This is a genomic window from Corynebacterium poyangense, from assembly GCF_014522205.1.
GTDB classification, from domain to species: Bacteria; Actinomycetota; Actinomycetes; order Mycobacteriales; family Mycobacteriaceae; genus Corynebacterium; species Corynebacterium poyangense.
Window position 1 is genome coordinate 1,592,106 of record NZ_CP046884.1, and the last position, 17,747, is coordinate 1,609,852.

Consider the following 17,747-nt stretch of genomic DNA (forward strand, 5'->3'; position numbering starts at 1 on the left):
AGCGTTGCTGAATTTTAGTCGCGCAGGCTTGCTTGAGAGATAGCCATCACCATGGCATCAGCGCTAACAATATCTCCGGTTACTAAATCCGGGACAACATGAGCAAGCTGTGCCCAACCACGGGCGGCGTCGTCTAGAGTCCGGGATTTAGTCATTAAACCGTGAGCGTGCATTCGCGCTGAAAGGGCGAAAACCATCGAAACAACCGGCGCTAACGCCCAAGCGTGATTCGGGTCTTCCGTGTTAACACCATCGAGTTTGTCAAACCGAACTCGCGCAGCCGCATACAGATTTCGCTGAGTACCGCGCATAGTTCGCAATAATTTCACCGCGGGTTTAATGAGCCCTTCGGACGTCATCAGTGAACGCAGTTGTTCGCGGTGTCGGAACGCCTCAAATACCGCCATGAGGCGGTTCCCCTCTTCCATAATGGCCCCGGGGATCACCTCGACATTGGCAAAAAACATTCCCAGTAGTGCTTCTTGTTGAGATACATCCATCTGCGCGATCCGGACCGTGGATTGGTCAATACAAGCACTATCGAGCGTGGCGTCGCGCCCAGTGCTTAAGGTGCTAACCAGATTCTTTCCGGCGGTTTCGGCTAGCACATCTAGCTGGGCCTTTAAGGCTCGACGTCCGACTGTCGCCGCATCCACATCTCCTTCAGCTAGGGCTTGATCCACCTGACGCCATAGTTTCGGTAGACGAGATAATTCCGCGAGCGCCCGCAACCAGGGCGTGGAATGAAAAGCCGCAGGGATATCTTCCGTATGGTCGGATTCGGACTCGAAATTCACCGCTACGAGCCCGGAATTAATAATTTGTCCCGGCTGGTTTTCGGCAGGTACTAACGAGCCCGACAACGCCCCGATGGAAGCAAAAGGACGAGATTCTAACGCAGTTTGAATCGCTGGGCGAGAACTCGACGACGCAGCCCCCAGGTGATCCCACAAAATAGGAAGAACTTCATCATTATCGGGAGCAGAATCACGTTCCCCGGCGAGGAAGGCGGAAAGCTCACTGAGTGCGTCATCTTGAGCTGTGAAATATCCTTCTTGGGACGCCCCCAAGGTCCCCAGTCCAGGCGCCTGAGGAGACCACAGGTTCATAAATGGGTCTCGGGTGTGGAGCTGCACCCGAAGGGGACCAGCATCTACCAATTCAGGGGGAAGCGCCGTGCGTTCTCCCTCCACAGCAATGCTACAAGCCGGTGACCACGGCGCAGTTTCTGGCCACACCCAAGCATCAAGTCGGCGTTCTGGAGCCAGCTCACTTAGCACCAGCTCGCCATTGTCAATACTGGCAGTCGTTGCATGTGGCGTCGAGCTGATCCCCGCTAAACAGACTGAAATATGACGGTTGATATTGGTGTCAGTCCACTCGCAGTCTAAGGTTCCCGAGGGTAAGAGAGCTGCTGAAGCAGCAATGTCTTTCATCGAGGCAATCCAGGTGCGCCCACCGTCATCTGAGTTCATCGACACTGTACGCAAGGGAGATCCGTGGTGATTTCGCACCGCTATCCGCGGTTTATCCATGGTGCCAATTCCCCTCACTCTGATTTCTCCAGCCGGATCAAAAGACCGGGATTGGCACTCTAAGCGAGTAGTTCGCCACATTGGAGGATAAGCCAGGAGTGGGACCTCAAAGTGAAGCCGAGGCGGGGTAAATCTTAAGGGGAGTCGATCTCCTTCATCGGTGGAAATCACCACATCTGCCCCGGCCTCGGAGGCACCCACCGTGATTGTTTGCCCCGGTTCTACGTCGAATGGTTTTTCACCATGCCATAGAGTCAACGTGGATTCGCTTAACCCACCTCCGGTCGGAATCCGAACCGTGGTGCTTCCACCGCCAATTTCTATGCGGGTGCGGATTCCTTCAACAATCCCGTAGCGATGACGGAAGGATTCATTACGCGGCCCACGTAACCTAATGAGATACTCCCCAACCCAGGGTGCATCGTAGGCCTCAGGGTCGAAAATCGGGAATTCTCCGCCTTCAGCAGGTACTTCCAGAGGCTCAGGGTCCGCAATTTCCTCACCCGCGACCCCAACCCCAGCGTAAGCAGAAATAGAGAGATACCAGATTTCATCAGTACCCGATAGTGTCGGCGGAAACTCAGCTATGACGGAATCTCGATGGACTTTCAGTCCACCGGAAGTTCTTAAGCACTCAATGGGGGCCGAGGGATGCCGGAAGCGAGCCCGTTGCCGTGGGTCAACGCACCGGACTTCATGCATCGCTGATGGGGTGTGTCCTGGGCGCAGAATTTGGATACTAGCCGCGTTGCTGGCGTCGATCAGCCGACAGCTCCAATTCTCCCAGCCGGGAATATCAAAGCGCTCAAGCTCCGGGAGTTCCTGTCCAGACACTACATCCATCATCGTGGCTTCTACCGGAGCGACCACGTACAACTCTTGATGGTGCAGCGAGGCTTTAGCACTGAGATTTTGCCCGTTGGCGGCGAAAATAAGGACTGGATCATCGGCGTTGAGGACAGGAACGGCCCAAGAAATATTATTGGTAGCATCAAGCACTGCAACTTCTCGGACCGGATGGTCCACGAAAATATCTAAAACCTCAGCATAGGTTGGTTCTCCCCACGCCCGACCAGTCCGGAAAATTCGAGTAGTGCCTTCAATACTTACCCGCCAGGATACTTCTGCCCGGCCATTCCCACCCGGCGCTACCCGTTGTTCGGGTAGGCGTAGACAAATTTTGTGCCGGGCTGTGTCCAATACGAGCCGAGGTCGAAGCTCCCGAAGCGCTACTCCTACAGCGCTGGCCCGGTCTGTGGTTCCTACCGGGCGTTCTCGGAGTTCAGCGACGACAAGTTCACGCACTAACTGCGGTAACTGCGGTTGAAGGTGAGAGTAGTCCCGGTCCAACCAGGAACTTGGATGAGCTACGGAGAAGCGTCGAAGTTCCTGAACACCGGGGAGAAGTTGGTGCAGGTGGGCACCACATTCATGAAAAATACGGTGAGTGATGGGACTTGTGTCCGCGCTCAGGGCAGAGCCTAAGACTTCAGTTACTTCAGTGCTTTTTACCTGAATCTTCGGATCAATGCTATCCAAGGTCTCTAGAATGGCGGGAACTTCAGCCGCTGTCATGCCGGCATGGAGTAGAGCAATAAAAGCACCGCTAGGGGCAGGATGAAAGTCGGGGACGACCAACCCACATTTTTTAAACGCCGGAAGTGCGTGACGTTCTAAAGCTGCCTCCCACTGAGGTTGCGGTTGAATACCTAAACCCACAAAATATTCTTGCCAAAACTGGTCAGGATCTATCAGTCGCGCTGCCCTGGACACGGCAGTGGACACCAGCAACGAAGGGGTGACCTCTAGCAAGGCATCAATATCGGCCCCAAAAGCAAGTTGGCGACCTAAAAATGTTCCAAATAGTCGATCGATTCTTTCTAACTCATCGGAACCAAGATCGGTGTCAATAAACCAGTCCAAGTCCGGGTGAGCGAGCTGTTGAGAAAGTTCCAACTCGGTGTGGGAGGCCCAGCCGAGTAGAGAGTCCGAAAGATCAGCGAAAGGGGTGGGGTTAGCCGCTGGGCTCATGGGGTGGGAAGACTCCTTACACACTAAAACTCAGAATGGTTGGACAAAGACGGTGGAAAGTTTACTCGGTGTCCTTGGTGACACGATGAGGGGACATCCGCTGACTGAGCACTCTGGTTACCCCATCATCTCTCATAGTCACACCATATAAAACATTCGCGACATCCATCGTCGGTTTTTGGTGAGTGATCACAATGAGCTGGGAGTCTTTACGTAGTTCTTCTAAAAGCGCAATAAGACGACGCAAATTCACATCATCTAACGCTGCTTCAACCTCATCGAGGACGTAAAAGGGACTGGGTCGAGCTTTGAAAATCGCCACCAACATCGCTAAGGCAGTCAGCGATTTTTCCCCACCCGATAGCAAGGAAAGCCGAGTCACTTTCTTTCCCGGGGGACGCGCCTCTACCTCAATCCCGGTCGTTAACATGTCGGCGGGTTCGGTCAGAATGAGCCGTCCCTCACCGCCGGGAAAGAGGGTGCGAAATACGGCCGGAAATTCTGCCTCCACGTCACGCCAGGCGTCACAGAAAAGTTGAAGTATTCGGGCGTCGACGTCATAAATAACTCCCTCGAGGTCAGATCTGGCTTGAAGCACATCATCTAGCTGAGAGGACAAAAAACGATGGCGTTCTTCCAAGGCCCGATATTCTTCCAAGGCCAAGGGATTGACTTTGCCTAAAGAACGGAGGTCTCGTTCCGCTTGTTTCACCCGTTTTCGTTCTGCCGAAACATCAAAATCCGGTCCCGGCTGATGGTTTTCCAGAAGTTCTGCCACGGGAATCCCCAATTGTTCAACAGTCTTGTCAACAGTCTCATCATGGCGAACCTGCGCTTGGCTTAAAGCCATATCTGCATCGTGGCTAAGTTCTACTTTTCTAGCGTGATGGGTGCGCACCTGTTTAACTTGCTGCTTTAGCCCGTTGACCTGGTTTTTCAACTGGGTCTCGCGGCTTAATAAGTCGTCGCGCTGAGCACCGGCACTATCAACCTCCAGCCTTATCGTCATCTCTAGTTCGGCCGCCAAGTCCACAACTTTACGGGCAAGAGCAACACGTCGCCGCCGTTGCTGCATCCGGGCTTCAAACCGCTGGCGAGCTTGTTTTTCCTGTTCTGCTTGTTGTATTAGCCGATCGGCCCGCCCGCTCAACTGTTCAGCTTTATCCTGGAGCTGCCTTAAACTCATGCGAACTTCCATCTCCATGGCTCGTCCTTGCGCCACAGCGGTCTGAGCTTCATCGCGGGCTTCAGTGGAGGGTTGATCAGTGCTGTCGGGCTCTTCTACCCTCGCTACCCGATCTCTGGTGTCCGCCAAGGACCTTTCCGCCTGCGCTCGTCTTTCTTCTTGCTCGCGGATTTGTTGTTGAATTCGCTTCCATTGTTCTTCTCGACGTTCAACATCCCGCGCTATCCGCTGCGCATTGCGCCGGCATTCCTCCTGCTTTGCTGTGATCTCACGGATCGCAGCCGTTGCTTTCGCGCTTCTCATACGAGCGTCTTCAGCGCTGTGCTCAGCCCCAGCTACAGTGCCTTTGAGCTGTTCTGCATCATGTTCGACGCGTGTTAGCTCCATTTCCGCTTCACTAATTTGTGAGGAGATCTCTACTCGAGTGGATTGAGCTTGGCCACGCTGCACCCAGCCTTCACCGTACAGTTCTCCGGTTAAGGTCACTGCTCTTAATCGTGGATCTTCGCGGACCACCTCTTGGGCACGAACCCCATCGGGAACCAACACAACATCCGCAAGAAGCCGAGTAATAACTTCCGCTATTCCTGGATGCGGCGACATCTTGTCTCTTAGCCAAGAAATAGTTCCAGGAAGCTCAACTTCTAAATGCCAACCATCGCCACCGTGCTGAGGCTGATCATCCCATCTCATCAAGGTCAGTCTCGACACCTCAACGTCCTGGAGCTTCTGTTCTATCTCCCCCCAGTGTGACGTTGCCAACGCATCAGAATGCGCACCCAAGGCGGCTGCTACTGCCTTATCAATACCGGGTTCTAGCCCTAATAATTCCGAAATTGGTTGTAACCCCCACTCCCCCTGTTCTACCACGCTTTCTATCGGAACAGCCGGGATAGTATGGCGCAAGGTCTCAATTCGGCTCTGCAAACCATAAATCCGGCGTTCATAACCTTTTTGCTCCTCATAGATCTGCGTCAAACGATCCTTAGCCTGGGCTAGCTCAGATTGTGCTCGACGTTCCGCCTCATTCAAAGGTTCGGCATCTGCTTCCCATTGCGCTAGTTGGCGTCGAGCTTCTTCCTGCTCCTCATAGATTTCCTGGAGTTGAGCCTTAGCGAAAGTTTCATCCTCACTCAACCGCTGTATTTCTGCCTGGCGTGCTGCTACCTCCTTGGCCTGGGATTCCTCAGCAGCAAGAAGCCGAACAATTCCTTCCCGCCGATCAGCAATAGCCCGAACCTGAGCAAGATGTTCAGCCTCAGCCATTCGCAGACGTTCTTCTTGTTCGCTGACGGTCTCCTCAATGGTGACCAACCGTTCTTCGGCAATCTCAATGGACTCTTTTAACTCACTGAGCTCGGAATGAGCTCGCTTAGCCTGAGCTTCTAAGAGTTGAGGATCAGGGCCGGAATAGGAATGCTCGGCACCATCATCACCAGCTCGATCCCGAGCGATTCTTAACGTGGCTGACACTCTCTCCAACAGAGTAGAAAGCTGAAAATGCACCTCCTGGGCCTGCGCTACCCGGGGACTAAGAACCGCTACTTCTTCTTCATACATCCCCAGTTCTTGCTCCAGCTCCTGTAACTGGAGGCGAAGAATGTCCTCTTCTTCAGCAGCCCGCTGCGCCTCCCCTTCGGCACTTTTCAGCTTCACCCGCAGGTCAATAATCTGTACTGCCGCCAAATTATGGCGCGCCTCGCGCAACTCCGCCTGCACTGTTGCGGCCTTTTTTGCCGCCTCCGCCTGGCGCGCTAACGGAGTCAATTGACGGGACAATTCGGCGGTCAGATCCTTCAGACGATCCAAATTAGCCTGCATCCCCGCCAACTTGCGCTGGGCTTTTTCCTTCCGTCGACGGTGCTTTAACACCCCAGCAGCTTCTTCAATAAAAGCACGCCGGTCCTCAGGTCTTGATTCTAGAATTTCAGATAATTTCCCCTGCCCGACAATGATATGCATTTCCCGGCCAATCCCGGAATCGCTTAATAGTTCCTGAACATCCATCAACCGCGCACGAGAACCATTAATCTCATATTCACTGCCCCCATCCCGAAACATTCTCCGGGTAACCGACACCTCTTGGTAGTCAATAGGTAAAACCCCATCATGGTTGTCGATGGTCAACGTCACCTCGGCCCGCCCCAAGGCTTTCCGTTCCCCCGCCCCAGCGAAAATAACGTCCTGCATTTTTCCGCCCCGCAAGGTCTTTGCCCCTTGCTCACCCATCACCCAGGCAAGGGCATCCACCACATTTGATTTCCCCGAGCCATTTGGCCCCACCACGGCGCAAATCCCCGGCTCAAACTTGAGAGTGGTAGCCGAGGCAAAGGATTTAAAGCCTTTCAGAGTCAGGGATTTTAAGTGCACGCGACTATCCTACGTGCTAGCCCCCGATCCCCCGAATTCTAGCTCGTTTCAAAACCAGATATTCCCCGTGGTTCTGACCACTGGGCAATGACCTTGTCAACCTGACCAGGACGTCTGGTGGTGCTGGGTTGTTCTTCAAGCCACCGCAAGAGACACTCGACGTCTTTTGCCTCTCCTTCCGCAACCACGCACACCCTGCCGTCGGGCAAATTCCTCGCTGAACCAGCTAAGCCTAAGGACAAAGCCTGGCTCCTCGTCCACCAACGAAACCCAACCCCTTGGACTGTGCCGTGAACAAAAGCAGTCAGCCGGCTTTGGCTCATAGCACCTTCGCTCCTTTCTCCCAATCACGAGTAACTGGGTCATCGCCTTCCCAGCAATCCACGTTTTTAGCCTCCGGCAGCATTGAACGATGGAATACTGGATCGAGGCCGTGACTACGCTGGACAGAGTAATTGCGCAACAGTTTAAAGGCGTATCCACCCAAGGGCACAATAGCGATGAGGTTAATAATTGCCATCGTCGCTGAGAACGTATCAGCCAGGGCCCAGACTAGTGGCACTGTTCCAATAGCTCCCCCGAAGACGCAGAGCAACACAACTACGCGATATAGCTTAAGCACCGTGGGGGATTCGGTAAAGAACATAATGTTGGTTTCTGCCAAATAGTAATTTCCAATGACTGAGGAAAAAGCGAGAATAAAGAGGATGAAAGTAACGAAGTGGATACCCCAATGTCCAACTTCGGCAGCGAGAGCATCTTGGGTCAGGGTGGCTGATTTCATGTCCGCACCAAATTGAGGGTTGGACAGCAAGATAATAAAAGCGGTAATTGAGCAAACCAGGAGAGTATCAAAATACACACCTAGGGTTTGTACTAATCCCTGTTTCACCGGGTGCGACACCGTGGCGGTGGCAGCAGCATTAGGTGCAGACCCCTGACCGGCTTCATTAGAAAACAGACCACGACGCATACCATTACTAAAAGCAGCACCCAGGGTAGCTCCAGCTATTTCCCGTAGACCAAGAGCGCTGCCAATAATGTCGGCGAGCATACCCGGGATCTTTTCAGCATTTAAGATCAGTACGACAACCCCGATAAGCAGGTAAGCACCAGCCATGAAGGGGACAATGACTTGGGTGGCGTTTGCGATACGTTGTACCCCGCCAAAAATAATGGCTGCGGTAAGAGCTGCGACGGCAATTCCCACCACGATTTTCAGGTTCATCCCATCATAGTCGAGTGAGTTCGATACCGCCTCAACGATGGAGTTCGTTTGCACTGCGTTGTACACAAAACCATAGGTGATGGTGATGGCAATACCGAAAATCACAGCCAACCAGCGAGTATTGAGTCCCTTAGTCATGTAATAGGCGGGACCACCACGATAAGCCTTACCGTCTTTTGTTTTCCAGAGCTGAGCTAGAGTGGATTCGACAAAAGCGGTAGCGCCGCCGAGGAGCGCGATCATCCACATCCAGAACACAGCGCCCGGACCGCCGAGAGAAATCGCAACCGCGACACCGGCCACGTTTCCCGTACCTACGCGGGACGCGGCTGAAATTGAAAAAGCCTTAAACGCAGAAATAGATTGATCATCTTTTTCTCCGCTGTGGCCTTCATGAGGAACAGGACGTTCAGTTACTGCTCGGAACATATCCGGAATCATCCGGATTTGGACCAACAATGTCCGTAAGCCGAAGTAAAAACCGGCCAAAATCAAAATGATTGGGACAACCCACGTCCATAAAAAGGGGTTGATCCCGTTTGTCAGGAAGGATTCCAGTGTTGCCATGAAAGGCATGCTACCCCGCCGGTGATACACAACACCATTTCAGGATCAAAGTAATTGACACCCTGGGCACCAATGGGTAGATCTGTTCATCCACGACACTCTTTGAATAGTTGTGCCACAACGCGGACAGGCCCTGCCTTCTTGCCCATATACCACCAAGGATCGGGAGAAATATCCCGACGCCCCATTAACGTTCACATAGAGGCTATCGAAACTCGTCCCCCCAGCCGCTAAGGCTTTGAGCATGACTTCTTGGACGCATGACAGCAGTGTTACTACATCTGTGAACCGTAATCGGTAAGCTTTGCGGGTTGGTTTTATTCCCGCCGCCCATAGGGCCTCATCAGCATAAATATTACCGATTCCCGACACCACAGTTTGATCTAAGATCACCCGTTTAATCTCAGATCTTTTTGTTCGGATCCGGCGAGCGCACACGCGACTATCGAAATCTTGATCCAGGGGATCAATAGCAATATGGCTGACTGGGACCGGGACGCCAGTCTCATCATAGGGGCACCAGAGCCACCGTCCGAAGGTGCGTTGATCCAAGAAACTGAGTTGTTTCATCGGTGCTTCCGGATGAAGTGGATCAGACAGTAGAGCTTTGATGCGCAGATGAGGGGAGGTGACTTGTCCCGGCGGGCCTACCAGCATTTGGCCGCTCATCCCCAGGTGGACAAAAAGTGCACTGTCTCCGTGGTTGAGGTCAAACCACATGTATTTACCGCGGCGACGAATTGCCGTGATTTTACTGTTGCCGAGAAGAGTAGCGAGGTCACCGTCTTGTCCGCGGTTAGCGCGCGGATGATAGACCTCAACATGGTGGAAACTCGTGCCTAGGAGATGAGACTCTAGGCCGCGTCGGACAACTTCTACTTCGGGAAGCTCAGGCACAAATTCCTAGCTTTCCGAGTCAACCTTAGGCAACGTGGCCAAGAGTTCATTAATGTCACCGCGAAGCCGCGAGAAAGCCTGATGTGCCGCAGCTTGTTCGGCTAGTTTCTTATTGGTGCCCTCGCCTTTCCCAAAGATGCGTCCGGCGACGATTGCATCAGCAAAAAAATGCAGCTCGTGCTCTGGGCCGCTGGTGGTGGTTTGGTAGGTCACCAACCCTAAGCGCCGGTGAGATACCCGTTCCTGAAGGGTGGTCTTCCAGTCTTGGTGGCGCCCCTGAGCAGTAGCATGATCGATTTTCTGACGGAATAACCGCAACACCACATCGCGAGCGGTATGAAAACCATGCTCTAGGTAAATGGCGCCTAGCAACGCTTCGGTCGTGTCCGCCAGAATAGAATCCTTATTGGCTCCATCAGTGCTTTGTTCACCGCGGCCTAGCAGGATGTGAGGTCCTAAATTGATAGCTCGTGCAATATCCGCCAAGCCATAACGAGAGACAATCGACGCGCGCATCTTAGAAATATCGGATTCTGGGCGCTCCGGATATTGCTGATAGAGCTGTCCGGCGACTGATAAACCGAGGACCGCGTCACCCAAAAATTCTAAGCGCTCATTATTCGGCAAACTTCCGTTTTCGTTGGCGAAAGACCGGTGGGTCAAGGCTAACCGTAGCAGATCATCTGATAGCTCTACCCCTAGTTTCTCCACTAAGGGTGCGTGATCAACGGCGGCGTAGGCCTGGGCTAGGGCTTCAGGACCGCTGAGCCGAGTTCGTTTCCGGCTCATAAGAATTTCTCCAATCCAGCCCACCGGGGATCCGGAAGCTTCTCCTCGTCTTCTCCAGAAATCCCGTCTGGAGCTGGGACGGTGTCATCATCTACGCAACCACCAAGGCATTGCGGATTAAAGGGAAGGCTTAATCCCGCCTCATCAATAAGAAGCTGAAGCAGATCAATTTTCCCATTATCAACGTGCCCTAAACCATCATTAATATCCTCATCATCCTCATCAGGGTTCCCTTCCACAAAATGTGGATCAGCGCTAAAAACGCCGCTGATATGGAAGGAGGATTCCGGACGCAGCTCATGCAAGCAGCGCACACACTCACCGGTGAGGATGGCTCGGACATCAGCGTCTGCCATGATTGCATCGCCTAGCGGGGTCAAAGTGGCCTCAACCGTGACCTCTTGACCCTCGGGGATACCAATCATTTCCACTCCAATTCGAGTGGGGCTGGGCCCAATTTGGACACGGTGTTCTGGTAGGTCGCCAGATTTCAATAAGTCAGCGACATCAAAGATAAAAGGTGAAGTCATGGTGACTGTAAAGCCTACCTGCCTACCCCACTAATTGTCGTATCCATAGTCACGATCCGAATAGGATCGCTCAGAGTACTCTCCGTATCCTCGGTCAGCACCTCCGGCTCCCGCACCCCGGCGTAATGCCTGACGGTCGCGAGAAATAGTCCGTAGGACTGTTGAGAGGGTCTCTTCGAAATCAGCGAGCTTGCCGTCGACAAACTGGTCGCACTCGGTGCGGAGTTTCCGTGAGTCACTGTGCGCAGCATCGACAACACGGTGTGCCTCTTCATTAGCTCGACGTACGACCTCAGACTCAGAAACCAACCGACGCTGTTCCGCTAATCCTTCTTCAACACTGCGCTGATAATGGTCATTGCCATCAGCTACCAAGCGATCAGCTTCGCCACGGGCCCGAGCCACAATGTCTTCAGCATCTTCCCGAGCGGTACTGACCATATGGTTGGCTTCATCTTCAGCTTTAGCCACAGTGCTGCTGGCGCGTTGCTGAGCGTCCTCAATCATGTCGTGGGATTGGGCTGTGGCATCATCTACTAGCCGGTCTGCTTCCTCCTGAGCATCAGCCACAATATCGTGGGCACGTTCCTCAGCGCCGCGGATCAGCTCATCGCGCCGATCTAAGACATCCTGAGCATCATCAACTTCAGCGGGTAAGGCATTGCGGAGATCATCGAGCAAAGCTAGCACTTCATTGCGCGGCACCATGCAATTAGAAGTCATGGGAACGCCGTAGGCTTGCTCTACGGTTTGGACTAATTCATCAAGGGCCTCAAAGACGCGGTACATGCCCCCAGATTGTAGCGAGGCCGCGTCCCCAAGAGGTGGAGCCACGGCCTAGAACTAGAGTCTTTAACCCTGATTTTTAGATAACACCTTGAGCCAGCATGGCGTCGGCAACTTTCTTAAAGCCAGCAATATTTGCACCAATAACGTAGTCACCCTCCCGGCCGTATTCCTTAGCGGTGGAATCAATATTCTGGAAGATATTGGACATGATCCTGTGAAGACGCTCATCGGTGTATTCAAAAGACCAGCTATCACGGCAGGCATTTTGCTGCATTTCCAGTGCGGAGGTCGCAACGCCACCAGCATTAGCCGCCTTACCGGGCGCGAAATGAACTCCCTCGGAACGGAAAACCTCAATAGCTTCGGCAGTGGATGGCATATTGGCACCTTCTGCCACGAAGCGGCAACCATTCTTGACGAGCAAACGCGCATGGTCACCGTTGAGTTCATTCTGGGTAGCGCAGGGCAGAGCAACATCGCAGGCTAGTTGCCAGATAGTGCCATCTTTATGGAACGTAGCTGGGGAATCACTATTTTCTACATAGTCAGCAACGCGTCCACGTTTGACTTCTTTGATCTCTTTGAGAAGGTCGACGTCTACCCCCTCCGGACATTCCACCCAACCGGAGGAATCGGAAAACGCGATGACCGTGGCACCTAGTTCTTGGGCTTTCCTGATGGCATAGATAGCGACATTGCCTGAACCAGAGACAATCACTTTAGCGCCGTCGAGGCTAGCGTCATTGACCTTCATCATTTCAGATGTCAAATACACGGTCCCATAACCAGTCGCCTCGGTGCGCACTAAGGACCCACCCCAGGTCAATCCTTTACCGGTTAAGACTCCAGACTCATGCTGATTAGCCAGGCGACGATATTGTCCAAAGAGATAACCGATCTCGCGTCCACCGACTCCAATGTCCCCAGCCGGGACATCGCGGTATTCGCCGATGTGTCGGTGAAGCTCAGTCATAAAGGACTGACAAAAGCGCATGACCTCACCGTCGGACTTCCCCTTGGGGTCAAAGTCAGAACCACCTTTGCCGCCACCAATAGGCAGGCCGGTCAGGGAGTTTTTGAAAATTTGCTCAAAACCAAGGAATTTAATAATGCCCAGGTTCACTGAAGGATGGAAACGCAAACCACCCTTATACGGCCCTAAAGCGGAATTAAATTGCACCCGGAATCCACGGTTGACTTGCACTACCCCTTGGTCATCAACCCACGGCACCCGGAAAATCAGTTGACGCTCTGGTTCGCACAGGCGCTGGATCAAGCCATAGTCGGCATAGTGAGGATCCTTATTCAACACAATTTTTAAAGAATCAAGGACCTCTGCCACTGCTTGGTGAAACTCCGGTTCTCCGGCGTTTCGCTTAAGCAACATGTTGTAATAACTCGAAACCTGCTCATCTGCACTCATCAGAAAAACCCTTCTTTCCAGACTAATCGTGGAAGACTCTACTCATCTTTCTATCGGCAGGTAGATGAACGCAAATAATATTTGTATGGTTTGACTCACATTCGCGCGTGATAGTGCACCATAGGTTAATCTTTGCCCATGGCTTCTCCTCGCATCGTGATTTGCCCCGATTCCCTCAAAGGTACTGCCACCGCATCCGACGCGGCTCAATTCTTGGCGGACGGTATTCACCAGCTCTTACCCCATGCTGACATCGTGTGCACTCCCCTCGCCGATGGTGGTGAAGGCACCGCCGAAATTTTAGGTGGAGAAGAGATTACCCTTCCCACCACCAACGCCGTCGGGCGGTTGAGTGAAGCTACCTATTATTGGGACGCGCAACACCACACCGCGCATATTGATATAGCGGCTGCCTCAGGTCTGCCTGAGGTCTCAGACAATCTTCAACCGCTGCGGGCAGATACGTATGGCACTGGAGTTCTTATTGCTGATGCCTGTACTCGGGGTGCGACCACCATCGTGCTATGCCTTGGTGGTTCCGCTACCACTGATGGAGGTACCGGGATCATGGTGGCGCTTGGCGCTCAGCCATTAGACTCCCGCGGCTATCCCGTTGCCCCGGGCGGCGGACACCTCAGTGAAATTGTTCGTTTTAATATCACCGAACTTAATGTTCCTGCTGCTGCTGTTGAGTGGGAGCTTCTTGGTGACGTAACCTCCCCTGCTATCGGCGAACACGGAGCCGCCCACGTCTTTGGCCCGCAAAAAGGCGCGTCGGAAGAAGAAGTGCTAACACTTGATGCTGGGATTGCCCATCTTTGTGGCGTTTTAGATATTGATCCTCGGCTCCCTCGGCTGGGCGCAGCCGGCGCTGCCGGGGTAGGAGTCCTCGGGCTGTCGCGATTTATCCACGGCAACGACGAGCACGTGCGCCTTAAGCCAGGGGCAGCCACAGTTATGGAAAAACAACGCCTAGCTGACGCAATCTCGCAAGCAGATGTGGTTATTAGTGCCGAGGGGGCTTTGGACTCGCAGTCTTTTAGCGGAAAAATCATTGGTAATGTAGCTGAGCTCACTGCCCAGCACGGGGTTCCGATGATCGTTGTCGCCGGGAAAGTCGACCAGACGTTGTCTTTACCTCAACACCTCAGCGCTTATCAGCTACCTCCCGGGGAGGTGAGCTGGCAGTTGCGAGAAGCTGGAAAAGACATCGCACGTTCCCTAAGCCAGCAGAACTCTTAAGGAAGAATTTCGATCTTCCACGGGAAGATCGCCGGTAGTTCATAATCGGTTTCCCTCATCAATAACACTGGATCTTGAGGTAATTGCGCCTGAGGAGTCAAAAATCGAGAGAGCACCATGGCTAACTGATTGACAGAACCGTGCAGCCCGATGAGGGAGATGGCGTATCTGTGCACCCTCATATCATCGGCACCTAAGCCGTGTTCTTGACTAAAGGTCTCGCGCAGCTGCGCTTCTACCCCTTCTTCCAGATGAGGATCAGGGGTGTGGTCAACAGCTGCGGACTCAAGTTTCCCAGCCTCGGCGAGTCTATCCATAGCGGCACCAAAAGCACTGGCTAATTGATCAGCAAGTGAATCCGGGACAAGACAATCAAATTGGATCACGGGCATGAGGACACTCTAGCGATACCCTGGGAGATATGACAGCTCCCATGAATTTCCGGCCGAACCCGCTGACCACCATGGCGGACGGCACAATCAAGCAAGTCAATCCCTTTTCTGGGACCGAGGTCTGGACGGTTCCAGGCCGGGGGAATCGTCCCTTAGCGCGTTCCATCGCCAATCCCCAGCCGCTTGATGATGATATGCGGTATCGGCAAGATGCTTTCGGTTCTGAGCGTCCACTCGATACCCCGCCTGAGAAAGCCCGAATGGTGCGAATTGGCGATCATTGGGAAATTCTTCGTGGTTTATTGCCGGATGAATTAGCGAGCCATCCGGCTGAGTTTCGACGTGTCCCCAATCTTTTTGAAATCGTTTCTTATGACTATTGGCGAGAAAACTATCAGTACTCTCCGGACCCAGAAACCTCCGCGAGAATGGAGCGCTATCTCCGTGACCCGGCTGGAAAAGAACACGTCAAGAACATTGTGAGGACCAGGTTAAAAGCCTCTGGACGCCACCACGATGCCGAAACTTTTAAGGATAATGACCTGCTAGCCTTGGCTCCCTCTTATTTCGCCGGAGGACACGACGTCATTATCGCCCGACGCCACTATGTTGATGATGCCGTTGACAGTTCCCAGCTCGCTTCCTCAGGAACCTTGACGCAGGAAGAACATGCGGGGTTTATTCTGTTCACCGTAGACGCGATGCGCGATCTTTATGAAAGAAACCGCTATGCCCAGTACGTCGTCGCCTTTCAAAATTGGTTATCTCCAGCCGGCGCGTCCTTTGAGCATCTCCACAAGCAGCTCGTTGCTATTGATGAGGCCTCTGTCCAGGCAGAACTAGAAATTTCTCGGCTGCGTCAAAATCCCAACATGTACAACGAATGGGGAGCCGACTTCGCTTTCCAGCACAACCTCGTCATTGCTGAAAATGATTATGGAATAGTGGCTGCTGGGGTTGGGCACCGCTACCCCACACTCACGTTGTATTCTCGCTCTGAGACCTCAGAACCGTGGCTTCAGAGCGAGGACGAGGTTCGAGGAATGAGTGATCTTATCCACGCCTGCCATGCGGCAGCTGGTCCCCATGTGGCATGTAATGAGGAATGGCACCATCGTCCCCCAGGCCTGGATTTAGCGATGCCCTGGCGCATTAACATCAAATGGCGGGTATCTACCCTCGCCGGTTTTGAAGGCGGCACCAAGATATATGTCAACACGCTCTCACCGGTGGACGTTCGCGACAAAGTGGTTCCAGAGCTATATCGACTCCGCGATGAAGGACACATTTCCCAGCAAATTCGTATTGCCACGGAGTGTCAGGCTCAGCGCAATCCCTTGCGCTATAACCCGCTACTGCGCCTTTAAGACTGAAAACACAGGTCTATAATGGGACTTCGCTAAAAGAATTAGTTGTTACTCACCGAGGAAGAGGAAAGATGATGGCTGAGAGTCCCGCTATTGCCGAGTTTGTCAAGAATCATGGCGTGGATCTTAGCTGGCAGCGCGAGTTCTACCAGGATCTCCATGAGCATCCAGAGCTTTCTGGGCAGGAACAAGAAACAGCGCAACGGATTCTGCGTCGACTATCCGACATCAACTGTGAAGTCATTTCCCCCATCGGGGGCTTTGGCATCGTCGCCGTTCTTCGCAACGGCGAGGGTCCCTGTGCCTTATTCCGAGCAGATTTTGATGCACTACCGGTAGAAGAAACCACCGGGGTCCCTTTTGCCTCAACCCGGATGCGCCCTGGGGTGAATGGGGAGTTAACTCACGTCATGCACGCCTGTGGCCACGACATGCACACCACAGCGCTCATGGGGTTATTAAAAGTGTTAGATGAACGACGCGATGTCTGGCACGGAACTTTCCTCGCGTTATTCCAACCTTCTGAGGAAAATGGGCGCGGCGCTGAAACCATGGTCGCCGATGGTTTAGTTGATCGAATACCTCGCCCTGATGTTTGTCTAGGACAGCACATCATGCCGGGGCGGGCAGGTGAAGTCCAAACTATGGCAGGCGCACAATTTGCCGCCTGTGATTCCATCCGGATTATCATTCCCGGTCGAAGTGCCCATGGTTCTATGCCTCACCAAGCAATTGACCCAACATTTATTGCCGCAATGATTGTGGTTCGGCTCCAGGCGATAGTGTCTCGTGAGGTCAATCCCAATGATTTTGCGGTGGTGTCGGTGGGGACGCTCAAAGCAGGTTCAACAAATAACATCATTCCCGCCACTGCGGAACTGGTTTTGAACTGCCGTTTTTATGATGATTCCGTAAAACGCCACGTGTATGCCGCAATCCGACGTGTCGTCGAAGCTGAATGCCAAGCCTCAGGATGTGAAGCTCAACCAACCTTCCAATTCTTTGGACACGGGGAAATGATCAATAATCATCCTGAGGTTTTCCAGACCGTGCGCCCAGTTTTCGATGAAGTCTTCGGCCCAGATTCCGTGACTGCGCACCGCACCACCGTGTCAGAAGATTTCGCCAATATCCCCCGAGCCTTTGGGGTTCCCTATATGTATTGGGTTATCGGCTGCACTCCGCGTCAGGTTTGGGATCACGCGGTAGCTACCAAGCGCGTGGCTCAAGACGTCCCAGTTAATCACCAAAGCACCTTTTTACCCGAGTATGAACCTACGGTGTACGCCACCACACATGCGGCCTTGTCAGCGATCTTGGCGTACCTGGGTTAAGGTATATCGAATGAGTCTGTGAATGATCATGGACCACTTTGACCTCATCCCCTAGTCCAGGAGTCTC

General features: G+C 53.1%; 13 protein-coding genes. 3 read left to right on the plus strand and 10 right to left on the minus strand.

Annotation, left to right across the window (positions count from 1 at the left end; translation table 11 throughout):
* Window positions 1–14: 14 nt before the first annotated feature.
* The 9 genes from GP475_RS07480 to gdhA all read right to left on the minus strand — a co-directional run bounded on the left by GP475_RS07480 (window position 15) and on the right by gdhA (window position 13,345).
* The gene (locus GP475_RS07480) at window positions 15–3,566 is read right to left on the minus strand and encodes a hypothetical protein (protein WP_187973810.1); all 3,552 of its coding nucleotides are present in this window, start codon (window positions 3,564–3,566) and stop codon (window positions 15–17) included.
* 61 nt (window positions 3,567–3,627) lie between these two features.
* Window positions 3,628–7,122 carry a chromosome segregation protein SMC gene (smc, locus tag GP475_RS07485; protein ID WP_187973811.1) on the minus strand — a complete coding sequence of 1,165 codons (3,495 nt, stop codon included), beginning with the start codon at window positions 7,120–7,122 and terminating at the stop codon, window positions 3,628–3,630.
* Window positions 7,123–7,160: 38 nt separating this feature from the next.
* Window positions 7,161–7,445 (minus strand): acylphosphatase, encoded by a 285-nt coding sequence (locus tag GP475_RS07490; protein WP_187973812.1) that lies wholly within the window; start codon window positions 7,443–7,445, stop codon window positions 7,161–7,163.
* Complete coding sequence (locus tag GP475_RS07495) at window positions 7,442–8,917, minus strand: alanine/glycine:cation symporter family protein (RefSeq protein WP_187973813.1); 1,476 nt, start codon at window positions 8,915–8,917, stop codon at window positions 7,442–7,444. Before GP475_RS07495 ends, GP475_RS07490 begins: the two co-directional genes overlap by 4 nt.
* A 45-nt stretch (window positions 8,918–8,962) precedes the next feature.
* On the minus strand, window positions 8,963–9,814 hold the full coding sequence (gene mutM, locus GP475_RS07500) for a bifunctional DNA-formamidopyrimidine glycosylase/DNA-(apurinic or apyrimidinic site) lyase (RefSeq protein ID WP_187973814.1): 852 nt from the start codon (window positions 9,812–9,814) through the stop codon (window positions 8,963–8,965).
* Between the two features lie 6 nt (window positions 9,815–9,820).
* On the minus strand, window positions 9,821–10,603 hold the full coding sequence (gene rnc / locus GP475_RS07505; protein ID WP_187973815.1) for a ribonuclease III: 783 nt from the start codon (window positions 10,601–10,603) through the stop codon (window positions 9,821–9,823).
* A complete protein-coding gene (locus GP475_RS07510) occupies window positions 10,600–11,133 on the minus strand; it encodes a YceD family protein (RefSeq protein WP_187973816.1) in 534 nt (177 codons plus the stop codon). The genes rnc and GP475_RS07510 overlap by 4 nt, the downstream gene beginning before the upstream one ends.
* A 30-nt stretch (window positions 11,134–11,163) precedes the next feature.
* On the minus strand, window positions 11,164–11,922 hold the full coding sequence (locus tag GP475_RS07515; RefSeq protein ID WP_187973817.1) for a DivIVA domain-containing protein: 759 nt from the start codon (window positions 11,920–11,922) through the stop codon (window positions 11,164–11,166).
* Between the two features lie 76 nt (window positions 11,923–11,998).
* Window positions 11,999–13,345, minus strand: coding sequence for an NADP-specific glutamate dehydrogenase (gdhA, locus tag GP475_RS07520; RefSeq protein WP_394367375.1), 1,347 nt, complete (start codon window positions 13,343–13,345; stop codon window positions 11,999–12,001).
* 138 nt (window positions 13,346–13,483) lie between these two features.
* Between gdhA and GP475_RS07525 the strand changes: the two genes are divergently transcribed.
* Window positions 13,484–14,587, plus strand: a complete 1,104-nt coding sequence (locus GP475_RS07525) for a glycerate kinase (protein ID WP_187973818.1) — start codon at window positions 13,484–13,486, stop codon at window positions 14,585–14,587.
* Here the strand turns inward: GP475_RS07525 and GP475_RS07530 are convergent.
* Window positions 14,584–14,979 (minus strand): hypothetical protein, encoded by a 396-nt coding sequence (locus GP475_RS07530; RefSeq protein WP_187973819.1) that lies wholly within the window; start codon window positions 14,977–14,979, stop codon window positions 14,584–14,586. The genes GP475_RS07525 and GP475_RS07530 overlap by 4 nt on opposite strands.
* Window positions 14,980–15,008: 29 nt before the next feature.
* Here GP475_RS07530 and GP475_RS07535 point away from each other — a divergent pair, with 29 nt between their 5' ends.
* A complete protein-coding gene (locus tag GP475_RS07535; protein WP_187973820.1) occupies window positions 15,009–16,346 on the plus strand; it encodes a DUF4921 family protein in 1,338 nt (445 codons plus the stop codon).
* A 71-nt stretch (window positions 16,347–16,417) separates the two neighbouring features.
* Window positions 16,418–17,680 carry an amidohydrolase gene (locus GP475_RS07540; protein WP_224400525.1) on the plus strand — a complete coding sequence of 421 codons (1,263 nt, stop codon included), beginning with the start codon at window positions 16,418–16,420 and terminating at the stop codon, window positions 17,678–17,680.
* Window positions 17,681–17,747 lie beyond the last annotated feature (67 nt).